The 22012-nt window shown below is 65.9% G+C and carries 17 protein-coding genes; 11 read left to right on the plus strand and 6 right to left on the minus strand.

The window, feature by feature from the left end; translation table 11 throughout:
* A complete protein-coding gene (locus MKK52_RS09230) occupies nucleotides 1-1287 on the plus strand; it encodes a DUF2254 domain-containing protein (RefSeq protein ID WP_243953507.1) in 1287 nt (428 codons plus the stop codon).
* A gap of 19 nt (nucleotides 1288-1306) precedes the next feature.
* Here MKK52_RS09230 and MKK52_RS09235 read toward each other — a convergent pair whose 3' ends face one another.
* Entirely contained in the window at nucleotides 1307-3910 is a 2604-nt protein-coding gene (locus tag MKK52_RS09235) for a tetratricopeptide repeat protein (protein WP_243953508.1), read from the minus strand.
* A 235-nt stretch (nucleotides 3911-4145) separates the two neighbouring features.
* Between MKK52_RS09235 and MKK52_RS09240 the strand changes: the two genes are divergently transcribed.
* The 3 genes from MKK52_RS09240 (at nucleotide 4146) to MKK52_RS09250 (ending at nucleotide 7464) form a co-directional block, all read left to right on the plus strand.
* Nucleotides 4146-4967, plus strand: coding sequence for an MgtC/SapB family protein (locus MKK52_RS09240; protein WP_243953509.1), 822 nt, complete (start codon nucleotides 4146-4148; stop codon nucleotides 4965-4967).
* A 1-nt stretch (nucleotide 4968) separates the two neighbouring features.
* Complete coding sequence (locus tag MKK52_RS09245; protein WP_243953510.1) at nucleotides 4969-5880, plus strand: DUF3800 domain-containing protein; 912 nt, start codon at nucleotides 4969-4971, stop codon at nucleotides 5878-5880.
* A gap of 696 nt (nucleotides 5881-6576) precedes the next feature.
* Nucleotides 6577-7464 carry a DUF3800 domain-containing protein gene (locus MKK52_RS09250; protein ID WP_243953511.1) on the plus strand — a complete coding sequence of 296 codons (888 nt, stop codon included), beginning with the start codon at nucleotides 6577-6579 and terminating at the stop codon, nucleotides 7462-7464.
* A 114-nt stretch (nucleotides 7465-7578) separates the two neighbouring features.
* Here MKK52_RS09250 and MKK52_RS09255 read toward each other — a convergent pair whose 3' ends face one another.
* The gene (locus tag MKK52_RS09255) at nucleotides 7579-8541 is read right to left on the minus strand and encodes an IS1595 family transposase (RefSeq protein WP_243953512.1); all 963 of its coding nucleotides are present in this window, start codon (nucleotides 8539-8541) and stop codon (nucleotides 7579-7581) included.
* Nucleotides 8542-8764: 223 nt separating this feature from the next.
* Here MKK52_RS09255 and MKK52_RS09260 point away from each other — a divergent pair, with 223 nt between their 5' ends.
* From MKK52_RS09260 to MKK52_RS09275, 4 genes are all read left to right on the plus strand, one after another.
* Nucleotides 8765-9094: a hypothetical protein gene (locus MKK52_RS09260; protein ID WP_243953513.1), complete on the plus strand. Its 330-nt coding sequence runs from the start codon at nucleotides 8765-8767 to the stop codon at nucleotides 9092-9094.
* A 33-nt stretch (nucleotides 9095-9127) separates the two neighbouring features.
* Complete coding sequence (locus tag MKK52_RS09265; protein WP_243953514.1) at nucleotides 9128-9382, plus strand: hypothetical protein; 255 nt, start codon at nucleotides 9128-9130, stop codon at nucleotides 9380-9382.
* A gap of 91 nt (nucleotides 9383-9473) precedes the next feature.
* A complete protein-coding gene (locus MKK52_RS09270; protein ID WP_243953515.1) occupies nucleotides 9474-11987 on the plus strand; it encodes a CheR family methyltransferase in 2514 nt (837 codons plus the stop codon).
* Between the two features lie 246 nt (nucleotides 11988-12233).
* Nucleotides 12234-12512 carry a DUF6894 family protein gene (locus MKK52_RS09275; RefSeq protein WP_243953516.1) on the plus strand — a complete coding sequence of 93 codons (279 nt, stop codon included), beginning with the start codon at nucleotides 12234-12236 and terminating at the stop codon, nucleotides 12510-12512.
* Between the two features lie 10 nt (nucleotides 12513-12522).
* On the opposite strand, the gene MKK52_RS09280 is transcribed toward MKK52_RS09275, so the two are convergent.
* The gene (locus MKK52_RS09280; protein ID WP_243953517.1) at nucleotides 12523-13392 is read right to left on the minus strand and encodes a Crp/Fnr family transcriptional regulator; all 870 of its coding nucleotides are present in this window, start codon (nucleotides 13390-13392) and stop codon (nucleotides 12523-12525) included.
* Nucleotides 13393-13813: 421 nt separating this feature from the next.
* Here MKK52_RS09280 and MKK52_RS09285 point away from each other — a divergent pair, with 421 nt between their 5' ends.
* On the plus strand, nucleotides 13814-15901 hold the full coding sequence (locus MKK52_RS09285) for a catalase (RefSeq protein ID WP_243953518.1): 2088 nt from the start codon (nucleotides 13814-13816) through the stop codon (nucleotides 15899-15901).
* Between the two features lie 127 nt (nucleotides 15902-16028).
* Nucleotides 16029-18563, plus strand: a complete 2535-nt coding sequence (locus MKK52_RS09290) for an HWE histidine kinase domain-containing protein (RefSeq protein ID WP_409564642.1) — start codon at nucleotides 16029-16031, stop codon at nucleotides 18561-18563.
* A gap of 28 nt (nucleotides 18564-18591) precedes the next feature.
* Here the strand turns inward: MKK52_RS09290 and MKK52_RS09295 are convergent, their stop codons facing one another.
* The 3 genes from MKK52_RS09295 to MKK52_RS09305 all read right to left on the minus strand — a co-directional run bounded on the left by MKK52_RS09295 (nucleotide 18592) and on the right by MKK52_RS09305 (nucleotide 20985).
* Nucleotides 18592-19452 carry a flagellar motor protein MotB gene (locus MKK52_RS09295; protein WP_243953520.1) on the minus strand — a complete coding sequence of 287 codons (861 nt, stop codon included), beginning with the start codon at nucleotides 19450-19452 and terminating at the stop codon, nucleotides 18592-18594.
* A 29-nt stretch (nucleotides 19453-19481) separates the two neighbouring features.
* Entirely contained in the window at nucleotides 19482-20339 is an 858-nt protein-coding gene (motA, locus tag MKK52_RS09300; protein ID WP_243953521.1) for a flagellar motor stator protein MotA, read from the minus strand.
* Nucleotides 20340-20625: 286 nt separating this feature from the next.
* Nucleotides 20626-20985: an SH3 domain-containing protein gene (locus tag MKK52_RS09305; RefSeq protein WP_243953522.1), complete on the minus strand. Its 360-nt coding sequence runs from the start codon at nucleotides 20983-20985 to the stop codon at nucleotides 20626-20628.
* Between the two features lie 145 nt (nucleotides 20986-21130).
* Here MKK52_RS09305 and pufL point away from each other — a divergent pair, with 145 nt between their 5' ends.
* Nucleotides 21131-21970: a photosynthetic reaction center subunit L gene (pufL, locus tag MKK52_RS09310; RefSeq protein ID WP_243953781.1), complete on the plus strand. Its 840-nt coding sequence runs from the start codon at nucleotides 21131-21133 to the stop codon at nucleotides 21968-21970.
* Nucleotides 21971-22012: the final 42 nt, after the last annotated feature.

The raw sequence follows: 22012 nt of genomic DNA on the forward strand, positions 1-22012 counted from the left end.
ATGAGGGCGCGCCTTTCGGCCTGGGTCGAGATCCTCGGCGACGTCTTCTGGCTGCGCCCGGCCCTGGTCGTCCTCGGCTGCATCCTGCTGGCCCAGTTCGGAATCTGGCTGGAGACGGCCCACATCGCGGGCTACGACGCCTCCTCGCCGGATGCGAACTGGGGCTATTCCGGCGGCGCCGAAGGGGCACGGGCGCTCCTCAGCGCCATCGCCTCCTCGAATATCGGGGTCGCCGGGACGACCTTCTCCATCACCATCGCGGCCTTGACCCTGGCCTCCGGCCAGATGGGCCCGCGGCTGCTGCGCAATTTCATCCGCGATGCCCGCAACCAGACGGTGCTCGGCATCTTCCTCGGAACCTTCGCCTACGCGCTGATGGTCCTGCGCACGGTGCGCACCGTCGAGGAGAACCCGTTCGTTCCGCACCTCGCCATCACCGGCGCCCTGGTCCTGGCGCTGGTTGCGGTGGGCACGCTGGTATGGTTCGTCCACCACATCGCCACGAGCATCAACATCGAGACCGTGGTCGATGCCGTGCAGCAGGACCTCTGCCGGGCCATCGCGACCCATACGCGGGACGAGGCGGGGGCCGCCCGTCCCACAGGGGCGCCGGGCGGGCGGGCCATCGCCGCGACGAAGGGCGGCTACGTCCAGGCCATGGATGCCGACTCGCTCGCCGACTGGGCCCGTGAGAACCGGGTGACGGTCACGCTGCGGGTACGGCCGGGCGACTACGTGCCGAGCGGATACGGGATCGCGTTCCTGTCCCGGCCGCTCGAGGGCGCGGAGGAGGCCATCCGGGATGCCATGACGTTCGGTCGCCGCCCCGCCGCGCTTCAGGACCCGGAATACTCGATCCGGCAATTGGTGGAGATCGCGGTCCGGGCGCTCTCGCCGGGCATCAACGACCCGTTCACCGCCGGCAGCGTGGTGGACCATCTCGGCGACGCCCTGTGCCGGATCGCCCCGCGCCACCTGCCGACCGGCGTGGTGCTGCGCGACGGCCGCCCCGTTCTCGTCCATCCGGTGACGGATTACGACGGGCTGTGCGATGCCATGTTCCACATGATCCGGCAGAACGCGGCCGGCTCGGTCCATGTCCTCGCCCGGATGCTCGACGTGCTCACCCGCGTCGCCGAGGTCGAGCGGCGGGAGGACAGGGTGGCCAACCTCGCCCGCCACGCCGCCCTCGTCATCGCCGCCGCCCGCCGCGACGTGGCGGACCCGTCCGACCTCACCGACCTCGAAGACCGCTACCGCCAGTTCTCCGACGTCGCCGGGGGATGATCCGGAAACAGAGCGTGGATCAGAGGGGCTTCTCGGACACTTTCCTCTCCGGTGATTCCTCGATCATGGCCAGAAGTCTGTCCCGAACCACGCGCGGATCGAGGTAGAAATCCGTGTTCAAGTCGGGCCCGACGTCGAGGGCGGCAGACCAGGGGGTGGCGCAGGGAGCAGGCGACCGCCGGTACGCCCTCGCGTCCCACCAGAAGGCTTGCGAGCCCACGGCGACCCCCGGCTTGTTGGCGATGAGAAACGGCTTGGTGGTGTTGGTGCCCTGCGCGCTCAGGTGACAGTCGGCGCGGCTGGCCGCGTACACGCCCTCGGACAGTGTGCGGCCGATCAGCGAGACGGTCTGGACGGAGTCGCTCAGGCAGCGTCTCACGCCATGGTAGAGGGCTCTCTCGCCGTCGATCAATGCGTCCGGAAGGGCGTCGCCCGTCGTCCCATGTCCGTCCCAGAGCAAGCCGAGCCGGGGATAAACGGCTGCAATCTCTTCGAAGAGCCGAGCCAACTCGGAACCCGGGATGAGCCAGCGCCGGTTATGGGCCCGAAGGGCAACGAACACGACCGGATAATGAGATCCGACAAAATCGTCGATCGTGCGTGTCCACTCGTCGTCGATCGCTCGCTTGCTATGATCCACGATGCGCGCCGCGACCCTCGGATCGGAAAAACCTCCGCTGACGCGAAAACCGAAGGCGTTCGAGTTCCAGAGGTGGCGGTTGATCCCCGCGATCTCCTCGATCGCTGTCCGCGCCAACCGTGTGCTGTCGAGTTCCGGGAACAGTTCTTGGAGTGGACCGAAGACTTCATTGGCCGTCACGAGCATTCGATCAATGGATCCGGCCAGGCCGGCCGAGATGACGGACTGTACGCCGCTGAGATCGGAGAAGTAATGGGTGCTGATGTATTTCAGCGATCCGATGAGCTGAACGTGAAGGCGAGGTGCCGCGGCGGCACTCAGATATCGGGAAAAGAGGTCGTATTCCGCGATGATCAGCGTCTTGAGTTCGGCGACCCGGTCGATCAGATAGGCCGTGTAGCCCGTCATTGAACGGTGATGGACGATGGTCTCCGACAGCGGATCGTACCAAGCGAGCGGCCAGAAATCCTCACCGTAGAAGAACACGAAAGTCGGTCGGGGCGTGTACGCGAAATACGCGACACATCCCCCGGCGGTCTTGCCCGCTTGCGTTCGGTCGTATTCCAGAACGAGGGACGTCGTGGACCTGAATTTCCCCCCGAAAGGGCAGGGGAGATCGACGGCCCGGGCTCGGATGATGGACAGTTGGAGGGCCAGAGCCGCTCCGGTCACAACGCAACGCTCCGCGACCACCTGATTGAGCGAGGCCAGCGCCTTGCGGTCATCCTCGACGCGATCGGGGAATTGAAAGCCTGCGGCCTCGAACGCGCTCGGGTGGGTCAAGGGCGCGCCCCGCGACCGGGCTCGCTCGACCTCGTCATGGCCCAGCACCGCCGGCGGAGGGCCTTCGAGGAACACGGTGCGGATGGTGTCGGCGGCGATGTCCGCCAAGGGGGCGAGCGGGGTCCGATCCGAGCTTGGGCGCGTCGTCCACGCGCGCCAGAACTGTTCGACCGTCGTCAGGGCCATGCACGCCTTGGTCACGCGGCGCAGGCCGACCTCATGCGGATGCGCACGCACCGCTGCCTCGAGCATCGTCGAGAGGGCGGGGGGAAGCGGCGCGCCGGTGCGGAGAACGGAGCGGGCATAGCCCTCGTAAATACTCGGCGGGTGAGTGCCCTCGCTCGCGAGAGCCCGCGAGAACGCCTCATGGGCCGCCGGCCAGTCATTGGCGGCGGTTGCCATCATCCCGAGCAATGCCGCCACATCCGGCGCGTTGGTGTTCAGCGCGTCGAGGCGTTGCGCTTCGGCCAGGGCTTCGGCCGCCCGCCCGCATTCGACCAGGGTATGGGCGAGGTGCAGGCTGGGTTCGACCAGCCCAGGCTCACGTCGCGTCTGCAAGCACAGAACGTCGATGGCCTCCTGCAACCGTCCGGCCCGGCGCAGTGCGGCCGCATAGCCCACCGCAAGATGGACCATCTGCGGCGCCGCCGTATACGCGGCGCGCAGGGCGCGTCGTGAACCGTGCTCGTTTCCGAGCCGGGCGAGGCAAAGGCCGAGCAGATAGGGGGCGTCCGGTGAGGAGGGGTCGGCCTCGGCGGCATCTCGGAAGGATGCACACGCGTCGTCCAGCCGGCCGAGCCGTTCGCGGCAGATACCCTGGTGCACGAGAGCGGAGACCGAGGGACCTTCGTGACGGATCAGCCATTCGAGCGTGGCCTGCGCATCCTCCACCTCGTTGGACAGCAACAATTCACCGGCGATGTGGATCGCCGGCCATGCCCGCGGGAGGACATGCGCAAGGGCCGTCTGGAAGTGAGCCAGTGCCCCCCGCTCGCCGGCCGTGCGCAACCGGAGTCCGGACGCGATCGCGAGGCCCGCCAGGGTCTCGTCGGGCGGCTCGTTCGCGTCGAGGCGCCGAAGGGCGAGGGCGATCGGTCCGTCCGGCTCGATGGGGCGATCCCGCAGGAGAGCCTCACGCGCCGCCGCCGCGTCGACGGACCACCAATCTCCGGCATCGCGCAGTTGCGTCAGTCGAGGCATGAGGGCCTATACCGTAGAGCTTGACCAGGGAAAAGCGTTGCCCGGCTGCGACTCACGGCCGGCGGTGAGCGTCCGCTGACCGGGTGGCGACCCGCGAAGCCCCGAACGTTTCCCGGGGGCATCACCCCTAAATTCCGGTTCATTCCGGAACGCCGGGGTGGGCCCGGCCTTCCTGTCTTCGCCCGCGGCCCCGATGGGCCGAGGCCGGGCGTGGACTTGAAACCGTGGAGCTTGAGTGACAGCCGATCTCACCTTCGATGTCGTGATGGTGCGTCTCGCGTTGAGTTTCGCCGCCGCGTTCCTGCTGGGCTGGAACCGGGAGGAATTGGGTCATCCGGCGGGCATGCGCACCATCGTGCTGCTCTGCCTCGCGGCGTGCACCGCGATGCTGCTCGGCAGTGTCCTCCTCACGGAAACCCGGGGCGACGCCGCCGGCCTGTCCCGCCTCGACCTGATGCGGCTGCCCCACGGCATCCTCGCGGGCATCGGGTTCATCGGCGCGGGGACGATCCTGAAGCAGGGCAGCACCGTCCGAGGCGTCACCACGGCCGCGACGGTCTGGCTGGCGACGGTGGTCGGCCTCTGCTTCGGGGCCGGCGCCTGGCCGCTCGGCGTCGCGACGACGCTCATCTCCCTCGCCACGCTGCAGGGGCTCGGCGTGGTCGAAGAGCGTCTGCGGCAGCGAAGCTACGGCACCGTCACGCTGGCGTTCGACGCCGGGGAGACATCCCACGCCGCCCTGCTGCAGCGCCTGCGCGCCGAAGGGCTCGCCATCCGGTCGAGCACCCTGGAGCAGGAGGCCGGGACAGGCACGCTGCGCTGCCTCGGCGCCCATCGCGGCGACGACCCGGACTGGGCGCTGTCCCTCATCGCCACCCTCCGGAACGCGGACGGCGTTCAGCGCGTCGCGTGGGAAGACATGGCCTGGACGCGGTCGGCCGCGTGCGACGTCCCAGAAAGTCTATCCTTCGCGACGTTGAGAAAATTGTGGCGATATTGTACTTCGCAAACCCAGCGAAGTGCATCGCCCCGCCTCGGCTCAAACCTGAGGTGGTAGCATGTCTGACCGAATCAGTGCGTACCAGCCGCCCCGAGACGACGCGATAAGGTCGTTTGCGAGCGGCTTAGCCTCGCACCAGCGCAAGCACCACCGGCTCGTCATGCTTCAAGCCTACTTCGATGATAGCGGGAGCAACGCCACCGACCCGGTGTTCGTGCTCGGCGGCTTAGTGTCCACCGTCGAGAAATGGGAGGCGTTCTCCGACAAGTGGCGAGGTGTGCTCGCTCAGGATCCGCCGCTGGCATACTTCAAGGCTAGCGAGGCCAGGAACCGCACAGGTGAGTTTGAGCGCGGCTGGACCCGTGACATAATTGACCAGCGCATTTTCGAGTTAACCGAGGTCATCTGCGAGCATGTTGAGCATCGGATCTCGTGCAAGATCCTTCGATCAGAATGGAACCATCACGTCGCCAGCTTAGAAAGGATTGCTGGCAGAGAACTCGGAATAGAATATACTTCGCCGTATTGGGTAAGTTTCTACTCAATATGCTTAGGCGTGGCGCATATTGCAAAATCCACTGATCAGACGCTACCTTGCGATTTCGTCTTTGACGAACAAGGGAAGCTTGGTGCGGAGACTGTCCAATGGTGGCAGAACCTTAAAACAAGTATGAGGCCAATGGCGAGACCATTTATTGGCAACGCCCCTTCGTTTCGTGACGATAAAATCGTAGTCCCTTTGCAAGCTGCTGATCTCTACTCATGGTTTGTCCATGCCTCTTATGTGAGGCATTTTAAGCAAGAGTTTGAGGAGCTATCGCATGTACATCAAATGTTTATGCGAGTGCCGACTGTAGCTGTTGAGTACGACCGTCAGAAACTGCGGCACCTTAGACGCATGGCCAAGCCTGCTTTCAAGGCCGGTCGTTTTGCGCCGCCTTCTTCGGACGCTTGGCAGGAGCAGCTTTAGCGAACGCCTGCTCAAAGGCCTCCCCCGTCTCATCGCAACCGAGTTCGCGGGCGGTTTGCTTGAAGCGGTCGAGTTGGCCTTTGTCGGCGTCGGCGGGGCGGTGTTGGCCCTTGGGTCCGGTGGGCATTCTAGTAGCCCCGCTTTTTTAGTTCGCGCTTGCACGTTTCGTTCGTCGTGGTTGCGCTGACAATCCTCCTCTCGGGCTCGCCCACCTGCGAGCAGGGAGCAACGCCGGGGCCGAACTGCTCGCCGCACCATGCGCACGCCGGGAATTGTTGTGGCATCCTTCACTCCTGCTTGGTGCCGAGCATACGCTAGCGGGAGGGAACGCGCGAGGGTACGGGACGGCACGGCGGACTGACGGCGCCGAACGATACCTACACGGCTGAGAGGCATCTGCGTCGCCTTAGGAAGCGCGATGGCCAACCACGATCCGTAGGCCGCCGCGATACATCAGATCATCGCTATTTATACTTGGAAAGTCCTGTTAGATCGGATAAATTCCGCGCTATTACATTCTATCCACAATAACAACGGATGTTGCAAAATTGCGATTGACGCGCCGCTATCGAGCCCCTACATCGATGAGGCTCACTTGCCCGGCCCTTAGGGACGGAACGACCTTATGGTCAGAAGTGGGTACCCAAAACGGCCCCTTCCTAACGGGAGGGGCCGTTTGTCGTCGGGGGAAGCACGATGGCTGAATGGGCCCCTTACCTTGATGAAACAGGTTCGGTAGACCCACACAAGGTTCCGGTTCCAACCGGGGAAACGCCTCTATTTACAATCGGTGGCGTTGCGCTTCCGCTAGATAGATGGCGTGAATACGACCGCAAGTACTTATACCTCAAGCGTGAATTTTTCTCTGCTGAAATTGATCGGTCATCCAAAACTGACTCGGCTTGGGAGGCCAAAGGGTCCTACCTTATGGGGCCCCACAACGCATCATCCAAACGCAATAAGGTGTTTTGCTATAAGGTTCTTGATCTCGTCAAGGAATTTAATGGACGAGTTATGGGCGTTTCTTTCGTGAAAAGCGTTAGGTCGCCCATGAACAAGACGTCAATATACACGAAAGGACTTCAAATCCTTGCGGAAAGATTTGATGTATTTCTACGAGAAAACGACTCATCGGGTATTTTCATCCTCGACTCTCGGATGGCGCATTCGCAGAAGGGTAAGGGACTAGATCGTACGGTGGCAATCAGTTATTTGAGTTTTGTATTTGGAAATAAAGATGGCCAGATGCTTCGTAGGATTATTGAAGCGCCGATGTTTGCAGACTCAGCGTTGACCGCTGGACTACAAATTGCTGATACCGTTGCGTTCATGATATATGGACTTACCTATGCGGAAAAACTATCTCCGCAAGGCAAGGTCGATGATTTAGGGTACTTGGATTATTTGCATTTAAAGTGCTATAATAGACCATTGAGAGACAGCGTTTTTAAAAGTCTAAACACTTACGCTGGTGGACAGCAGATGTATGGCCTTCGCACCATCAATCATCATGATGCCCCGGCTTCTGACCAAAGTCTACAAAAACTCAAACAGCGCTTTGCAAAGCAAGAGAAGCAGAATTAGAAACTATAGCGACGTTAGGTGTACTAGCGACGCGTTTTCCGCCTCGGCGCCACCGCCTTCCCCACCGCCTGCCGATCCGGCTAGCCACGTGGCTTGGAGCGCGGCCCCCGGTGCTTATAGCCCGCCACCAACCGTTCGATAGGTGAGCCGCTTACCGACCACGCCGCGCAGAATGTTATCGGCGCGGTCGCGGTCGTTGACGCCGAGGATCACGCGGTTGTTGTAGCGGAAATCGAACTCGGCCAAGTAGCGATGTAGGTGCTTCTCAGCGCAGTGCTGATAAATGCCCTTCATGCCGCGCTTGAAGATCGAGAAGTAGCCTTCGACGGTGTTGGTGTAGGCGTCGCCACGGACGTACTCGCCGTGCGAGTGCTTTACGGTCAGATGCGATCCGAAGTGAGCCGAGAGGCCATGATACAGGCGGCTCTCATCGGTCATGAAGCGGCTCTCGGCGGCAATGTTGTCCTTCACGATGCCGACGACGGCTTCCTTGGTGGCCTTCTCAGGATGGAACGAGCGGACCTTGCCGCCGCGCTGGACCAGTGAGACGACGGCACGCTTGTGAGCCGGGCCGGACTTGCCGCCCTTGGTGTAGGGCCGGTCCTTGCGCTGCTCTGAGGGGCGCACAGGGCCCTCCTTCTGGCCAAAGTAGGTCTCATCCGCCTCGACGGTCATGCCCTCGCCGCCGAGCGGGCCGAGATCGCCGGAGGTCATGGCCTCACGGATCCGGTGGGACATGAACCACGCGGTCTTGAGGGTGACGCCCAAGGTGCGGTGAAGCTGGTTGCTGCTGATACCCTTCTTGCTCGACGCCATGAGGTACATGGCCTGGAGCCAGAGGTTCAGCGGGACGTGGCTGGCCTCAAAGATGGTGCCAACAGTCACGCGGAACTGCTTCCGGCACTGGTAGCACTTGTACAGGCCGAGACGGGTCGCCTTGCCCTGCATCTTGGAAATGCGCTCGAAGCCGCCGCAGTGAGGGCACACCGGGCCTTCCGGCCACAGGCGGCTCTCAACCCAACCGTAGGCTGCTTCCTCGGAGGCGAAATGAGCGGCGTTCAGGACAGAGGTGGACATGGCGGCAAACCCTTGATGCCACTACCGTATCACACCCGTTGGGTTTGGCAAATATAATATCGCCAAAATTGTCTTTATGACTTTTGCCTGCTGAATACAAACTCAGCGCCATCAGTTGTGCTTGCGGCCAACGCGGTTTGCCACATTCGCGGATTGCGTGCATGGTCGAGGCGGCCGAGGGGCTGTCTCGTCTTGCGGATTCACTGAGGCTCGGAGCGTCACGATGGACCGCACGCGTGCAGACCGGTGCCTCGAAATCGCCCGCGCGTTGCGCGCGGCGGCCGAGGAGACGCGGCGGACTCTTCAGACCTCGCGCGAACTCCTCCGGCGCTCAACGGAACAGTCGCTCTCGGCGGCGGGACCCGCGCCGCGCCGCGGCGACGACCTCCCGCCCTCGAAGGACTTGGTCGAGTCCGTCATCGACGCCTACGAGACGGCGCAGGACGAGGCGGACGCGCAGACCTGCCTGCTTCTGGGCCATGTGCTCCAGCATCTGGGGCGGCGCGTCCTGAATACGGTCGGCCCGAACGGGATGGGTATCGCCGTGCACTGAGCGCACCGTTGCGGCCGCCAGCGAAGAGGGCACATGACCGGTGAAGATCCCTACGGCGAGGGTCATGCCAACGTGCTGGGCCGCATCGCCTCCACCCTCGGGGTGCCGGTCGAGGCTTTCCTCGCGGCCGACCCGGCGGCCGGTCCGGACATCGCGTCGGCCGGGATGGACCTGGACGCCTCGGCCCAGGTCCTGGCGCTGCTGCGCCTGTTCGTGCGGCTGAAAAGTCCCGAGGCACGGGCCCGCTGCCTGTCCTATGTCGTGCAGGAAGCCATTCACGACGGTTGATCCGCCAGGCCGTCCCCCCACACGTGGCCAAGCCTGGCGATGCTCGGCTCGATCGGCGCCGTGGCATCGACCATAGGTTTGAAACACGATCATGGACCAGGATCACTTCCCGATCATCGGCCTCGGCGCGTCGGCCGGCGGCATCGAGGCCATGCGCGGCTTCTTCCGCGGGGTGCCGGAAACGCTGACGGCGGCCTTCGTCGTCGTGACGCATCTCAGCCCGCAGCACGAGAGCCTGCTGCCGGATGTCCTGGCCCGCTTCACGCCCCTCACGGTCGTGGCCGCCACCGCCGGCGTCGCGGTCCGGCCGGGCCATGTCTACGTCATGCCCTCCGGCCATACCCTCGGCATCGCGGATGGCCGGCTGACCCTGAGGCCGCTCGGGCCGGAAGGCCGCGAGACGAAGCCGATCGACCTGTTCCTGACCGCCCTGGCGATCGACCAGGGCGAGCGGGCGGTCGGCGTGATCCTGTCCGGCGGGGACGGCGACGGCGCCATCGGCGTCAAGGCGATCAAGGAATACGGCGGCCTGACCCTGGCCCAGGTGGCGGACGGCTACGGCCCGGAAGCCGCCGACATGCCGATCAGCGCGATGCGCACCGGCTTCGTCGATTTCGGCGAGACGGCCGAGCGGATGGGAGACCGGATCGCCGCCCACATCCTCAAGGATCGCAGCGCCTCCCCGGCCTCGGAGGAGGGCCAGGCGAACGACGAGATCGACGCCGAATTCCTCAAGGAAACCTTCGGCATCCTGCGCCGGCAGGTCGGCCACGACTTCTCCGGCTACAAGCCCAGCACCTTCATCCGCCGGCTGCAGCGGCGCATCAGCATCATCGGGGCCTCCGGGCCGAGCGGCTACCTCAAGCTCCTGCGCGTGGATTCGGCCGAGGTCGGGGCGCTGTTCCGGGACCTGCTGATCGGCGTGACCAACTTCTTCCGCGACACCGCCGCCTTCGACGCCCTCGCGACCCAGGTCGTCCCAAAGCTGTTCGACAACCGCTCGTCGTCCGACGTGGTGCGGATCTGGGTGCCGGCCTGCTCCACGGGCGAGGAGGTCTACTCGCTGGCCATCCTCGTGCGCGAGCACATGGCGACCCTGGCCGATCCGCCGCGCGTGCAGATCTTCGCCACGGACATCGACGAACGCTCCCTCACGGTCGCCCGCGCCGGGCGCTATCCGCGGGCCTATCTCGACGCCGTCTCGCCCGAGCGGATCGCCCGGAACTTCGTGACCGAGGGCAACAGCGTGATGGTCGGCAAGGACCTGCGCGACCTGTGCACCTTCGCCCCGCACAGCGTCCTGCGCGATCCGCCGTTCTCCCGGCTCGATCTCGTCTCCTGCCGCAACCTGTTGATCTATCTCGGCGTCGAGGCACAGCAGCAATTGATGCCGGTGCTGCACTACGCGCTGCGGCCGCGCGGATACCTGTTCATCGGCATGGCCGAGAACGTCACGCGCTTCGAAGACCTGTTCGACACGATCGACAAGCGGCACCGCATCTTCCAGGCCCGCGACGCGGTGGTGCTCGCGCGGCTGCCGGCGATGTCCGGACCCGAGACGCCGAGCTTCACGAGCGTGGCACAGCATCGGCGGCGCAACGCGACGACGCACATGGCCCTGCGGCACGCGGTGGAGGCCCAGGTGCTGGCCGAGTTCACCCCGCCGCACGCGGTCGTGACGCGGACGGGCGAAGCCGTGCATTACTCGTCGCGGATCGGCGATCATCTGGAGGTCGTCGCGGGCCAGCCGACCCGCGAACTCGCCGCGATGGCGCGCAAGGGGCTGCGCCTGGAACTGCGGACGGCCCTGCGCGAGGCGATCGAGGGCAATACGCGGGTCGTGCGCGGCGGCATCGGCGTCGAACTGCCCGATGGCCGGCTCCAGACGGTCTCCCTCGTCGTCAAGCCATTGCCCTCGCCCGGCGAGACCGAGCCGTTGTTCCTCGTCGTGTTCAACGAGGTCGCCGCCCCCGTCACGCGGGAGCGGCAGCAGAGCCTGGAGACGGACGAGCGGGACAGCGTGATCCAGGGGCTGGAGCGCGAACTGGCCAGCATGCGCGAACGGCTTCAGGCCGTCATCGAGGAGTATGAGACCTCCCTGGAGGAGCTGAAATCCTCGAACGAGGAGCTCTACTCCGTCAACGAGGAGATGCAGGCCGCGAACGAGGAGCTCGAAGCCTCGAAGGAGGAGACGCAGTCGCTGAACGAGGAGCTTCAGACGGTCAATTCCGAGTTGGCGGCGAAGATCGAAGCCATCGACCAGATGACCGACGACCAGTCGTTGCTGTTCGAGGGCACCAACACGGCGAGCGTTCTGCTGACGCCCGATCTCCGGATCCGCCTGTTCACGAACGCGGCGGCGCAGATCTTCGGCCTGCAGCCGAGCGATGTCGGCCGCTCCCTGCGCAACTTCTCGGCGCCGATCCCCCTGTCCTGGCTGCAGGACGAAATCCCGGCGGTGCTCATGGAGAAACGGCCGTTCGAGCGGACGGTCGATGGGGCCGATGGCGCGCGATACCGGGTCCGGCTGATCGCCTCGACCCGGAAGGGCGACCGATTGCCCGGCATCGTCGCGAACTTCACCAATCTCCTCGAAGAGAAATGACCGGGGAGGGGCCGTTCGGCACCCTCCGACCCGGCTTTTTCAAAAAAGATTGCATTGCTGAGAAAACTATCTTCGCGGAGCAGCTTCAAAAGACTGGTAAAATAGCGGCGGCCCGCGCACAAAAACTCACTATTGTGAGTGAAAGCACGGAGAATCTGCTATATGGCTACCGTATCGCTGGCATCGTAATGAGGGCGCCGGCGGCTGGTAGACGGATGCGCTCCCGCCCCGAACAGCGGGAGAGGCATGCCTCGCTACTTCTTCGATATCCATGATGGGCTGTCGCTGAAGCGCGATGCGATCGGGATGGAATGCGATGGCTTCCGCGGCGTCCGCGTCGAGGCCATGCAGACGCTGCCGCAGATCGCCTGCGACCTCATCCCGACGGATGGCGACCGGCAGGCCTTCACCGTTCTCGTGCGTGACGAGAACGACAGCACCGTCTACACGGCGACGCTGACCTTCGCCGGCTTGTGGATGGGCGACACGCCGATCCCCGAGGTCGAGACGGACGCCTTCGGCTGACGGCCCAGCCTCACTCGATCCGCCGGCTGAGATGCAGGTAGTCGGGATTGAAGTCGCAATAGGCTTTCAGGCGATCCACGTCGGGAATGATGAGCCGGCGCCGGCGCAGGACGATCAGTCCATCGTCGCGCAGGTATTGCAGCGTCCGGTTGACGTGCACGGACGTGAGGCCCAGCACCTCCGCGAGTTCCTGCTGGGTGAGGGGGAACGGGTAGCTGTTCGCATCGCCCACCCCCGCCGCCCGGAGGCGGACCAGAAGCTCGCAGAACAGATGCGCGATCTGCTGCGGCGCCTCGCGCAGGGCCATGTTCACCAGCCATTCGCGCAGGATCGCCCCATCGACCAGGGTGGCCCAGTGGAAGGCGTGGCAGATGCGCGGATGGTTCTCGACCAGTTCGAGGATGGCCGTGCGCGGCAGTTCCGCGACGGTGCACGCCGACACGGCCATGATGCCGTGGTCCATCGTCCCGAGGACCGCGCCGTGCAGGTCGGTGAAGTCGCCGGGAACGAGCAGGGCCATGATCTGGCTCTTGCCCTGGCGCAGGACCTTATAGCGGCAGGCGAACCCATCGAGCACGACGTAGACGTTCTCGGGACGGTCGCCCTGCAGGACGATCTGCTGGCGCGCGCCGATCCGCCGGATTCCCGCGAGCCGCGCCAGCCGGTCGCAATCGGCTTCCTTGAGGTCCGCGCCGTGCCTGAGCTTGCTGATGAGGGGCCCGAACACCGCGCGCCCCGCGTGATCGCCCGCTTGCCCCTCCTCGTTCCCCTCGAGCGGGGCCGGGACGCTGCGCTTGACCTCCTGCCGGACGGTGCTCAGCACCCGGCGACGGCCCTGCACGTCCGAAATGCCGACATAGGCGCGAAGAAGACCGATCATCTCCTCCACGGCCGCCGGTGCTGTCTCGGCGTGGAGTTGCTCGACAGAGATGCCGAGAACGGACGCGATTTCCTTTGAATGCGTCCCAAACTGGGCTGCAGAACCAGATGCCTGGGACATGCCGCAGGGTAATAAGCTGAAGCCGCGACGTATACAACTTACTTTATTTCTATTGCCCAATCGGTCCCATCGCTAAGACAATTTGCCGTTATTTCTGGCTTTTGATGTGTGGCGATACCTAGTGCGACGTTCCTGTTGGACGACTGACGTCGCGCCGAATCATCCGGCGTCGTGCGGCGGGCGGCGGGACAAGCGGGCGCTTTTCGGCAGGCGCCGCGTGAGATCCTTGGCCGTGACGGCCGAGGGCCGGGATACTTGAGGGGTCGCGGTCGGTTGGTACCCTGGACCAAGAAGGGATGCCATGACCGAACTTACCTCGCTCAACGCCGGCCACGGTGGCGAGACCCACCAGAATGCCGACGCCGACCACCCCGTGCTGACCACCAACCACGGCACGCCGGTCTCCGATAACCAGAACCAGCTCAAGGCCGGGCCCCGTGGGCCGGTCCTGCTTGAGGATGAGGTCTATCGCGAGAAGATCAACCACTTCGATCACGAGCGCATCCCGGAGCGGATCGTCCATGCGCGCGGCTCCGCCGCCCATGGCTACTTCGAATGCACGGAGAGCCTTGCGGACGTCACCGTTGCCGACCTGTTCCAGAAGAAGGGCCAGCGCACCGAGGTGTTCACCCGCTTCTCCACCGTGGCGGGCGGCGCGGGCTCGATCGACACGCCGCGCGATGTGCGCGGCTTCGCCGTCAAGTTCTACACCCGCGAGGGCAACTGGGACCTCGTCGGCAACAACATCCCGGTCTTCTTCATCCAGGATGCGATCAAGTTTCCCGACCTGATCCACGCGGCCAAGATGGAGGCCGACCGGGGCTACCCGCAGGCGGCCACCGCCCACGACACGTTCTGGGACTTCATCAGCCTCATGCCCGAGTCGACCCACATGATCATGTGGGCGATGTCGGACCGGACGCTGCCGCGCACCTTCGCCAACATGGAGGGCTTCGGCGTCCACACCTTCCGGTTCATCAACAAGGAAGGGAAGAGCACCTTCGTCAAGTTCCACTGGAAGCCCAAGGCCGGCCTCGCCTCGACCATCTGGGACGAGACCGTGAAGATCGCCGGAGCCGATCCGGACTTCCAGCGCCGCGACCTGTTCGAGCGCATCGGGCGCGGCGACTTCCCGACCTGGGAACTCGGCGTGCAGCTGTTCGACGAGGACTTCGCCAACAGCCAGCCCTACGACGTCCTCGACGCGACGAAGATCATCCCCGAGGAGGTGCTCCCCGTCCGCATCGTCGGCAAGATGGTCCTCGACCGCTACCCGGACAACTACTTCGCGGAGACCGAGCAGGCGGCCTTCGTGCCGAGCCACGTCGTGCCGGGCATCGGCTTCTCGAACGATCCGCTGCTCCAGGGCCGGCTGTTCAGCTACACGGACACGCAGCTCTCGCGGCTCGGCTCCGTGAACTTCCACCAGCTGCCGATCAACGCCGCGAAGGGGCGGGCTGCGGCGGCGGGCTGCCCGTTCATGAACCAGCAGCGCGACGGTCACATGCAGATGGCGGTGCCGAAGGGCCGCGCCAACTACGAGCCGAACAGCCTCGCCCGCGCGGGCGAGCCGGGCGGCGCCCGCGAGGACGCCTCCAAGGGCTACGTGACCTTCCGCTCGGAGGAGGAGGGGCAGAAGCTGCGCATCCGGCCGGAAAGCTTCGCCGACCACTACAGCCAGGCGCGGCTGTTCTTCCGGTCCATGGACCCGGCCGAACAGGCGCACATCGCCTCCGCGCTGGTGTTCGAGCTGTCCAAGGTGAGTCTGGAGCACATCCGGCTGACGATGGTCGCCAACCTGCGCAACGTCGATGAGGATCTGGCGACCCGCGTCGCCGACGGGCTGGCGATGGACCTGCCCCCCGCCTCGCCGACCGCCGCGCCGGTCCTGGACATGGCGCCGTCGCCGGCCCTGCGCATCATCCGGGGTCCCCTCGAGCGGCACACGCTGGAAGGCCGCACCATCGGCATCCTGATCGCCGACGGGACGGATGCGGGCGAGCTGAAGGCGCTCAAGAAGGCGATCAAGGCCGCGGGCGGCCACGCGATGACCATCGCCCCGAAGGTCGGCAAGGTGCCGCTCTCCGACGGCTCGGCCATCGCCGCCGACGCGCAATTGTTCGGCCAGCCCTCGGTGACGGTCGATGGCTGCGCGGTGATCCTCTCCGAGAAGGCCGCCGGCAAGCTCGTGAAGGAAGCGGCTGCGGTGCAGTGGGTGATGGATGCCTTCGGGCACCTGAAGGCCATCGGCGCCAACGCCGCCGCCAAGCCGCTGCTCGACAAGGCGGGCGTCGAGGCGGACGAGGGCGTGACCGATCTCGGCGGCTTCGTCGAGGCGGCGAAGAAGCGGTACTGGGACCGCGAGCCGAAGGTCCGTACCCTGGCCTGACCGCACGTGGGGACGACCGCCCGGGATCATGATAGACCCGGGCGGTCGTCCCGTTCCGACCGCGCCGAACGCAATCGACGCTTCAAGGGTTTCCCGTGACCAGCCCCGAAACGTCGCGACGCGGATGATGCCGAGCCCTGACGAAACCGGTCAGACCATCGACCTCACCACCTGCGACCGCGAGCCGATCCATGTGCTCGGCGCGACCCAGCCGTTCGGCTTCCTGCTCGCCGTCTCGGCCGACTGGATCGTCACCCGCGCCAGCGCCAACGTGGCGGACCAGCTCGGGCACGCGGCGGAGGACCTGCTCGGCCTGCCGCTCGCCGCGATCCTCGACGGCGAGGCCATCCACCTCCTGCGCGGCCACCTTCAGACCCTGCGCGGGCCGGACGCCTTCGACCGGGTGTTCGGGGTGAACCTGATTCCGGGCCGACCGCCCTTCGACGTCGCCCTGCACCTGTCCGGCGGCTCCATCATCATCGAGGCCGAGCCCTGCGCCACCGAGCACCTGAGCGCCGGCAACCTCGTCCGCTCGATGGTCGCCCGTCTCCAGCATACGGCCGACTTCGAGCCCCTGTGCCGCGAGGCCGCCCGTCAGATGCGGGCGCTGACCGGGTTCGACCGCGTCATGGTCTACCGCTTCGCCCCCGACGAATCCGGGGAGGTCATCGCCGAGGCGGTGCGCTCCGGTCTCGACCGCTATCTCGGCCTCCATTATCCCGCCTCGGACATCCCGAAGCAGGCGAGGGCGCTCTACGAGCGGAACTGGCTGCGCATCATCGCCGACGTCGATGCCCCGGCCATCCCCGTCGTGCCGGCGCGCGACCCCACGGGCGAGCCCCTCGACCTGTCGCTCTCGACGCTCCGCACGGTCTCGCCGATCCACCTCGAATACCTGCGCAACATGGGCGTGGCCGCCTCGCTTTCCGTCTCGATCATGCGGGGAGGGCGCCTGTGGGGCCTGTTCGCCTGCCATCACACCGAGCCGCGCCACATCTCCCTGGAGCGGCGCACGGCGGCGGAGCTGTTCGGCCAGATGTTCTCCTGGATCCTGGAGAGCCGCGAACGGGAGGTCGTGGCCGCCCAGGAAGCCCTGTCGCGGGAGACGCACAACCGCCTGATGAGCGCCATGGCCTCGGGCGGCACGGGCCTCGACGGTCTGTCCGACTTCGCCGAGGAACTGTCCGGCATCGTCGCCTGCGATGGGCTCGGCCTGTGGGTGAACGGCGCGATCACCCTGCAGGGGATGACGCCGACCCGCGAGGAGTTCACCGGCCTCGTCCGCTTCCTCAACCGCACGGCCGCGAGCCGGATCTACGCCGTCGATGAGATCGGACGCTTCCACGAGCCGGCCCGCGACTTTACCGAGCGCGCGGCCGGGATGCTCGCGGTGCCGGTCTCGCGCACCCCGCGCGACTTCCTCGTGTTCTTCCGCAAGGAGGTGGCGCGCACGGTGACCTGGGCCGGCAACCCGGAGAAGCCCGCGAATCCCGGCCCCAACGGCGTGCGCCTCAGCCCGCGCAAGAGCTTCGAGGCGTGGCAGGAGGTCGTGCGCGGGCGCTCGCTGCCCTGGTCGGAGGCCGAGGCCCGCACGGCGGAGGCGCTGCGGGTCACGCTGCTCGAGGTGATCCTGCGCCTGAGCGATTCGGCGGAGCGCGAGCGCAAGGAGGCGCAGGAGCGGCAGGAACTCCTGATCGCCGAGTTGAACCACCGGGTCCGCAACATCCTCAATCTCATCCGGGGCGTGGTCACGCAGAGCCGGGCCGGCGCGGCGGACGCGGCGACCTTCACCGCCCTGGTCGGGGACCGCATCCAGGCGCTCGCCCGCGCCCACGATCAGGTCACTTCCGCCAATTGGGGGCCCGGCTCCCTCGCCGAGCTTCTGACCGTCGAGGCCGCCGCCTATCTCGGAGCGAAGGCGGATCGCGTGGTCCTCGACGGAACCGACGTGCTGCTCGAGCCGCAGGCCTTCACGACGATGGCGCTGGTGGTGCACGAACTCGTCACCAACTCGGCCAAGTACGGCGCCCTGAGCGACAGCGCGGGCCGGGTGGATGTGCGCTGGGAGCGGGACGCCTTCGACGCCCTGGTCATCCACTGGTCCGAATCGGGCGGCCCCGCCGTCACGGCCCCCCGCCGACGGGGCTTCGGCTCGACGATCATCGAGCGCTCGATCCCCTACGAACTCACCGGCGAGGCCGAGATCCGCTACGCCCTGACGGGGTTGACCGCGCGGTTCGCGATTCCCGCCACCTTCATTCGCGCCGCCCCGCCCCGGGCCGTGCGGACGGCGAAGGCCGAGGAGCGCGTGCCGTTCGCCCTGTCGGGTACGGTGCTGGTGGTCGAGGACAACATGATCATCGCCCTGGAGGCGGAAGAGGTGCTCACCGCCATGGGGGCGGAGACGGTGGACATGGCGGCCTCCGTGCGGGAGGCGCTGCGCCTGATCGAGACGTCGCGGCCCGACCGGGCGTTGCTCGACGTGAACCTCGGCTCCGAGACGAGCGTGGCGGTGGCGACCAAGCTTGCCGCCCTCGGCATCCCCTTCGCCTTCGCCACCGGCTACGGCGAGAGCTTCAGGGTCCCGGCCGAACTAGGCGACGTCCCGGTGGTCAAGAAACCGTACGGGGCCGACAGCCTGCGGGCCGCCTTCGCGCGGTAGGACACGCGCGGTGCGACCCGCCGCGTCGTCAGCGCAGGAGGTTCGAGGGCGCGGGCGGGCTCGCGTTGAGCAGGGTGATCGTCACCCGCCGGTTCGACGCGATGTAGGGATCGTCGGGGAAAACCGGCTCGGTGTCGGCGCGTCCCACCACGGACGCGAAGTTGTCGTTGGGCACCCCGGCACCCGACAGGATCTCCCGCACCGCGAGGGCACGCCCGGCGGTGAGGTTCCAGGGTTCGACGGCCGGCGTCGCGCCCGGACGCGCGGTGGCCGTGTGGCCGGTGATCGTCAGGCGGTTGGGCAGACGGCGCAGGGTCGGCGCGATCGTCTCCAGCACGCGCCGGGTGCGCTCGTAGGGCTGGACGGAGCCGTCCTTGAACATGGAGCGGCCGTTCTCGTCCATAAGGGACACGTTCACGCCGTCCTTGGTCGGCTCGATGACGATGTTGTGCGACAGCTCGTTGATGTCCGGCATCGTCTGGAGCGCCTGCCGCAGGCTGGCCATGGCGCTGAAGTTGGCCTGCGCGACGGTGGCCGAGCGGGTGGCATCGAGTTCGCCGGTGCGGGACGGCTTGGTCATGCGCGCCGTGTCGTCCGGTTCGTCGGAGCCCGTCTCCGTATCGCGGGGCGTGGACGACTTCTTGCCGGCCGAATCGAGGGCGGTGCCGTACATCATGCCGCCCGCGCCGCTGCTCGTGGGGCTCAGCGCCGCCGGCGCGAAGTATTCCGCCAAACCGATCTTCTGCTCCTGCGTCGTCATGCTGATCAGCCACATCAGCAGGAAGAACGCCATCATGGCGGTCACGAAATCCGCATAGGCGATCTTCCAGGCCCCGCCGTGATGGCCATGGGCGGCCTTCTTGACCTTCTTGACGATAATCGTGGCCATGGACGTCCCTGCTGAAGATGGAGGCCGGACTAGGCGGGCAGAGCGGCGGTCGCTTCTTCGACCTCGTTGAAGGTCGGACGGACTTCGCTCATCAGGGACTTGCGGGCGAACTCGATCGACATCACCGGCGGCTGGCCGCCGATATGGGCGAGCAGGCCGGCCTTGAGGGACAGGTAGTACTTGGCTTCGGCGGCGAAGAGGCTCTTCAGCGACTGCGCCATGGGCCCGAAGAAGCCGTAGGCGACGAAGACGCCGAAGAAGGTGCCGACGAGGGCGCCGCCGATCAGGTGTCCCAGCACCTCCGGCGGCTCCTTGATCGCGCCCATCGTCTTGATGACGCCGAGCACGGCGGCGACGATGCCGAGGGCCGGCGTGCCGTCCGCGAGCGACTGCATGGCCGACACGAGACGCTCCTGCTCCTCGTGGTGCGTCTCCAGCTCCTCATCCATGAGGACTTCGATCTCGTAGACGTTGTTGACGCCCAGCGTCACCATCCGCATGTAATCGCAGACGAACTCGACCGCGTGATGGTTCGCGGCGAAGGTTGGGAAGGCGTTGAACAGCGTCGACTCGCCCGGGTTTTCGATGTGCGGCTCGAGCGCCATCGCGCCCTTCGACTTCACGAACTTGAACAGGGAATACTGCATCCCCAGCAATTCGAGATAGGATTGCTGGTTATATTTGGGGCCCTTCACGAGGGTGAGCAGCATGCCGGGCACGGCCTTGAGCACCGGCCCGATGTTCCCGATGATGAACGCACCGATGGCCGCGCCGAGGATGATGACGAACTCGTAGGGCTGCCACAGGACGGCCAGATGGCCCCCCATCTGCGAGTAGCTGCCGAAGACGCAGGCGAAGACGACCAGTGTGCCGACGATCAGCCGCATGATGTGCCATCCTTGCGTGGCGGCAGAGACGGCCCGCGCGACGCTACCAGTGGGGAGCATCGTCCCACCGAGCTTCTAACCCACCCTTTCTCGAAGGGCGGGGTCATGCCGGTGCCGTGCCAGACCGAGTTTCACGCTACGGATTTCTCGCAAGCCGATTAAAAATCCGTTTGCGAGGGATGATCTGCAATCATCCATTTCTCGCAATGAGCAAAACAGAGGATGACGCCTCTAGACCGTCAGCCGATCAGTTTTGCCGCCGGCCTGCCCGAGGCAGGCGTCGGCGCTACGGCTTCGTCTGGCAGAACCGCTCGTCCTGCCACGCCCCCCCGCCCGGCTGCACCGCAGTGAAGCAGGCTCCCTCCGGCCGGTGGCCGTCCGGCAGGACGGCGTTCGACGGCCCGTGCACGATCTCCTCCCGCACGAAGCCTTCCGTCTCGCCGTAGACGACGCGGCACCAGCCCGCTTGGCACGACCGGACGTCGAGGGGTGTCTCGCGTTCGATCTCATCCAGCACCCGGGCGCTGCCGCGGGGGGCCGCATAGAAATACGTGTCCCAGCGGGCCGCCTCCGGCGCGGCCGACGCCGGCACCGCCGCGCCGCAGAGCAATCCGGCCGTCAGGGCCACCGACCAGATCCGTCCCATCGACCCGTCTTCCCACTGGCGCCGATCCCGTCGGCCCACCGCACGGTATCGCGTCGCCCCTCCTGCGGACTTGATAAATGTCATACCGAACTGACACCCATGCTGTCATTTCTCGATGACACATGGGGTGCCAGGGGCCGCAGGCATGGCGATGCTCTCGTTCGAGCGGAAATACCGGATCGCCGGCGGGACGCTGGTGGGCGGGAGCCTGTTCGACTTCTGGGTCGGGCCGTTCTACGTCGGCTTCTTCGGCGTCACGGCGGCGTTCTTCGCCCTGCTCGGCACGCTGCTCATCGTCTACGGCGCCGCCATCGGCCCGACCTGGGCGTTGTTCCAGATCAGCATCGATCCGCCGCCCATCGCCAACGGTCTGGCCTTCGCGCCGCTCAAGCACGGCGGCCTCTGGCAGATCATCACGGTCTGCGCGCTCGGCGCGTTCGTCTCCTGGGCGCTGCGGCAGGTGGAGATCTGCCGCAAGCTCGGCATGGGCTACCACGTGCCGGTGGCGTTCTCCTTCGCGATCCTCGCCTACGCCTCGCTCAACGTGGTGCGGCCGATCCTGCTCGGAGCCTGGGGCTACGGCTTCCCCTACGGCATCATGAGCCACCTCGATTGGGTGTCGAACGTCGGCTACCAGCACCTGCACTTCCACTACAATCCCGCGCACATGATCGCGGTGACGTGCTTCTTCACCACGACCTTCGCGCTCGGCCTCCATGCCGGCGAGATCCTGGCAGCGGCCAATCCCGGCAAGGGCAAGCCGGTGAAGTACGACGAGTACGAGAGCGCCTACTTCCGCGACACGATCGCGTATTCGATCGGCGAGATCGGCATCCACCGGCTCGGATACTTCCTCGCCCTGAATGCGGGGCTGTGGAGCGCGGTCTGCATCATCATCTCCGGGCCGTTCTGGACCCAGGGCTGGCCCTATTGGTGGGACTGGTACCTGAACCTGCCGATCTGGAGCACGGGCGGCAAGATCTGACTCGACCCCGTCCTCGACGACATCCTCACGGAGACCACCCGG

The sequence above is a fragment of the Methylobacterium sp. J-067 genome (genome assembly GCF_022829465.1).
Classification (GTDB): domain Bacteria; phylum Pseudomonadota; class Alphaproteobacteria; order Rhizobiales; family Beijerinckiaceae; genus Methylobacterium; species Methylobacterium litchii.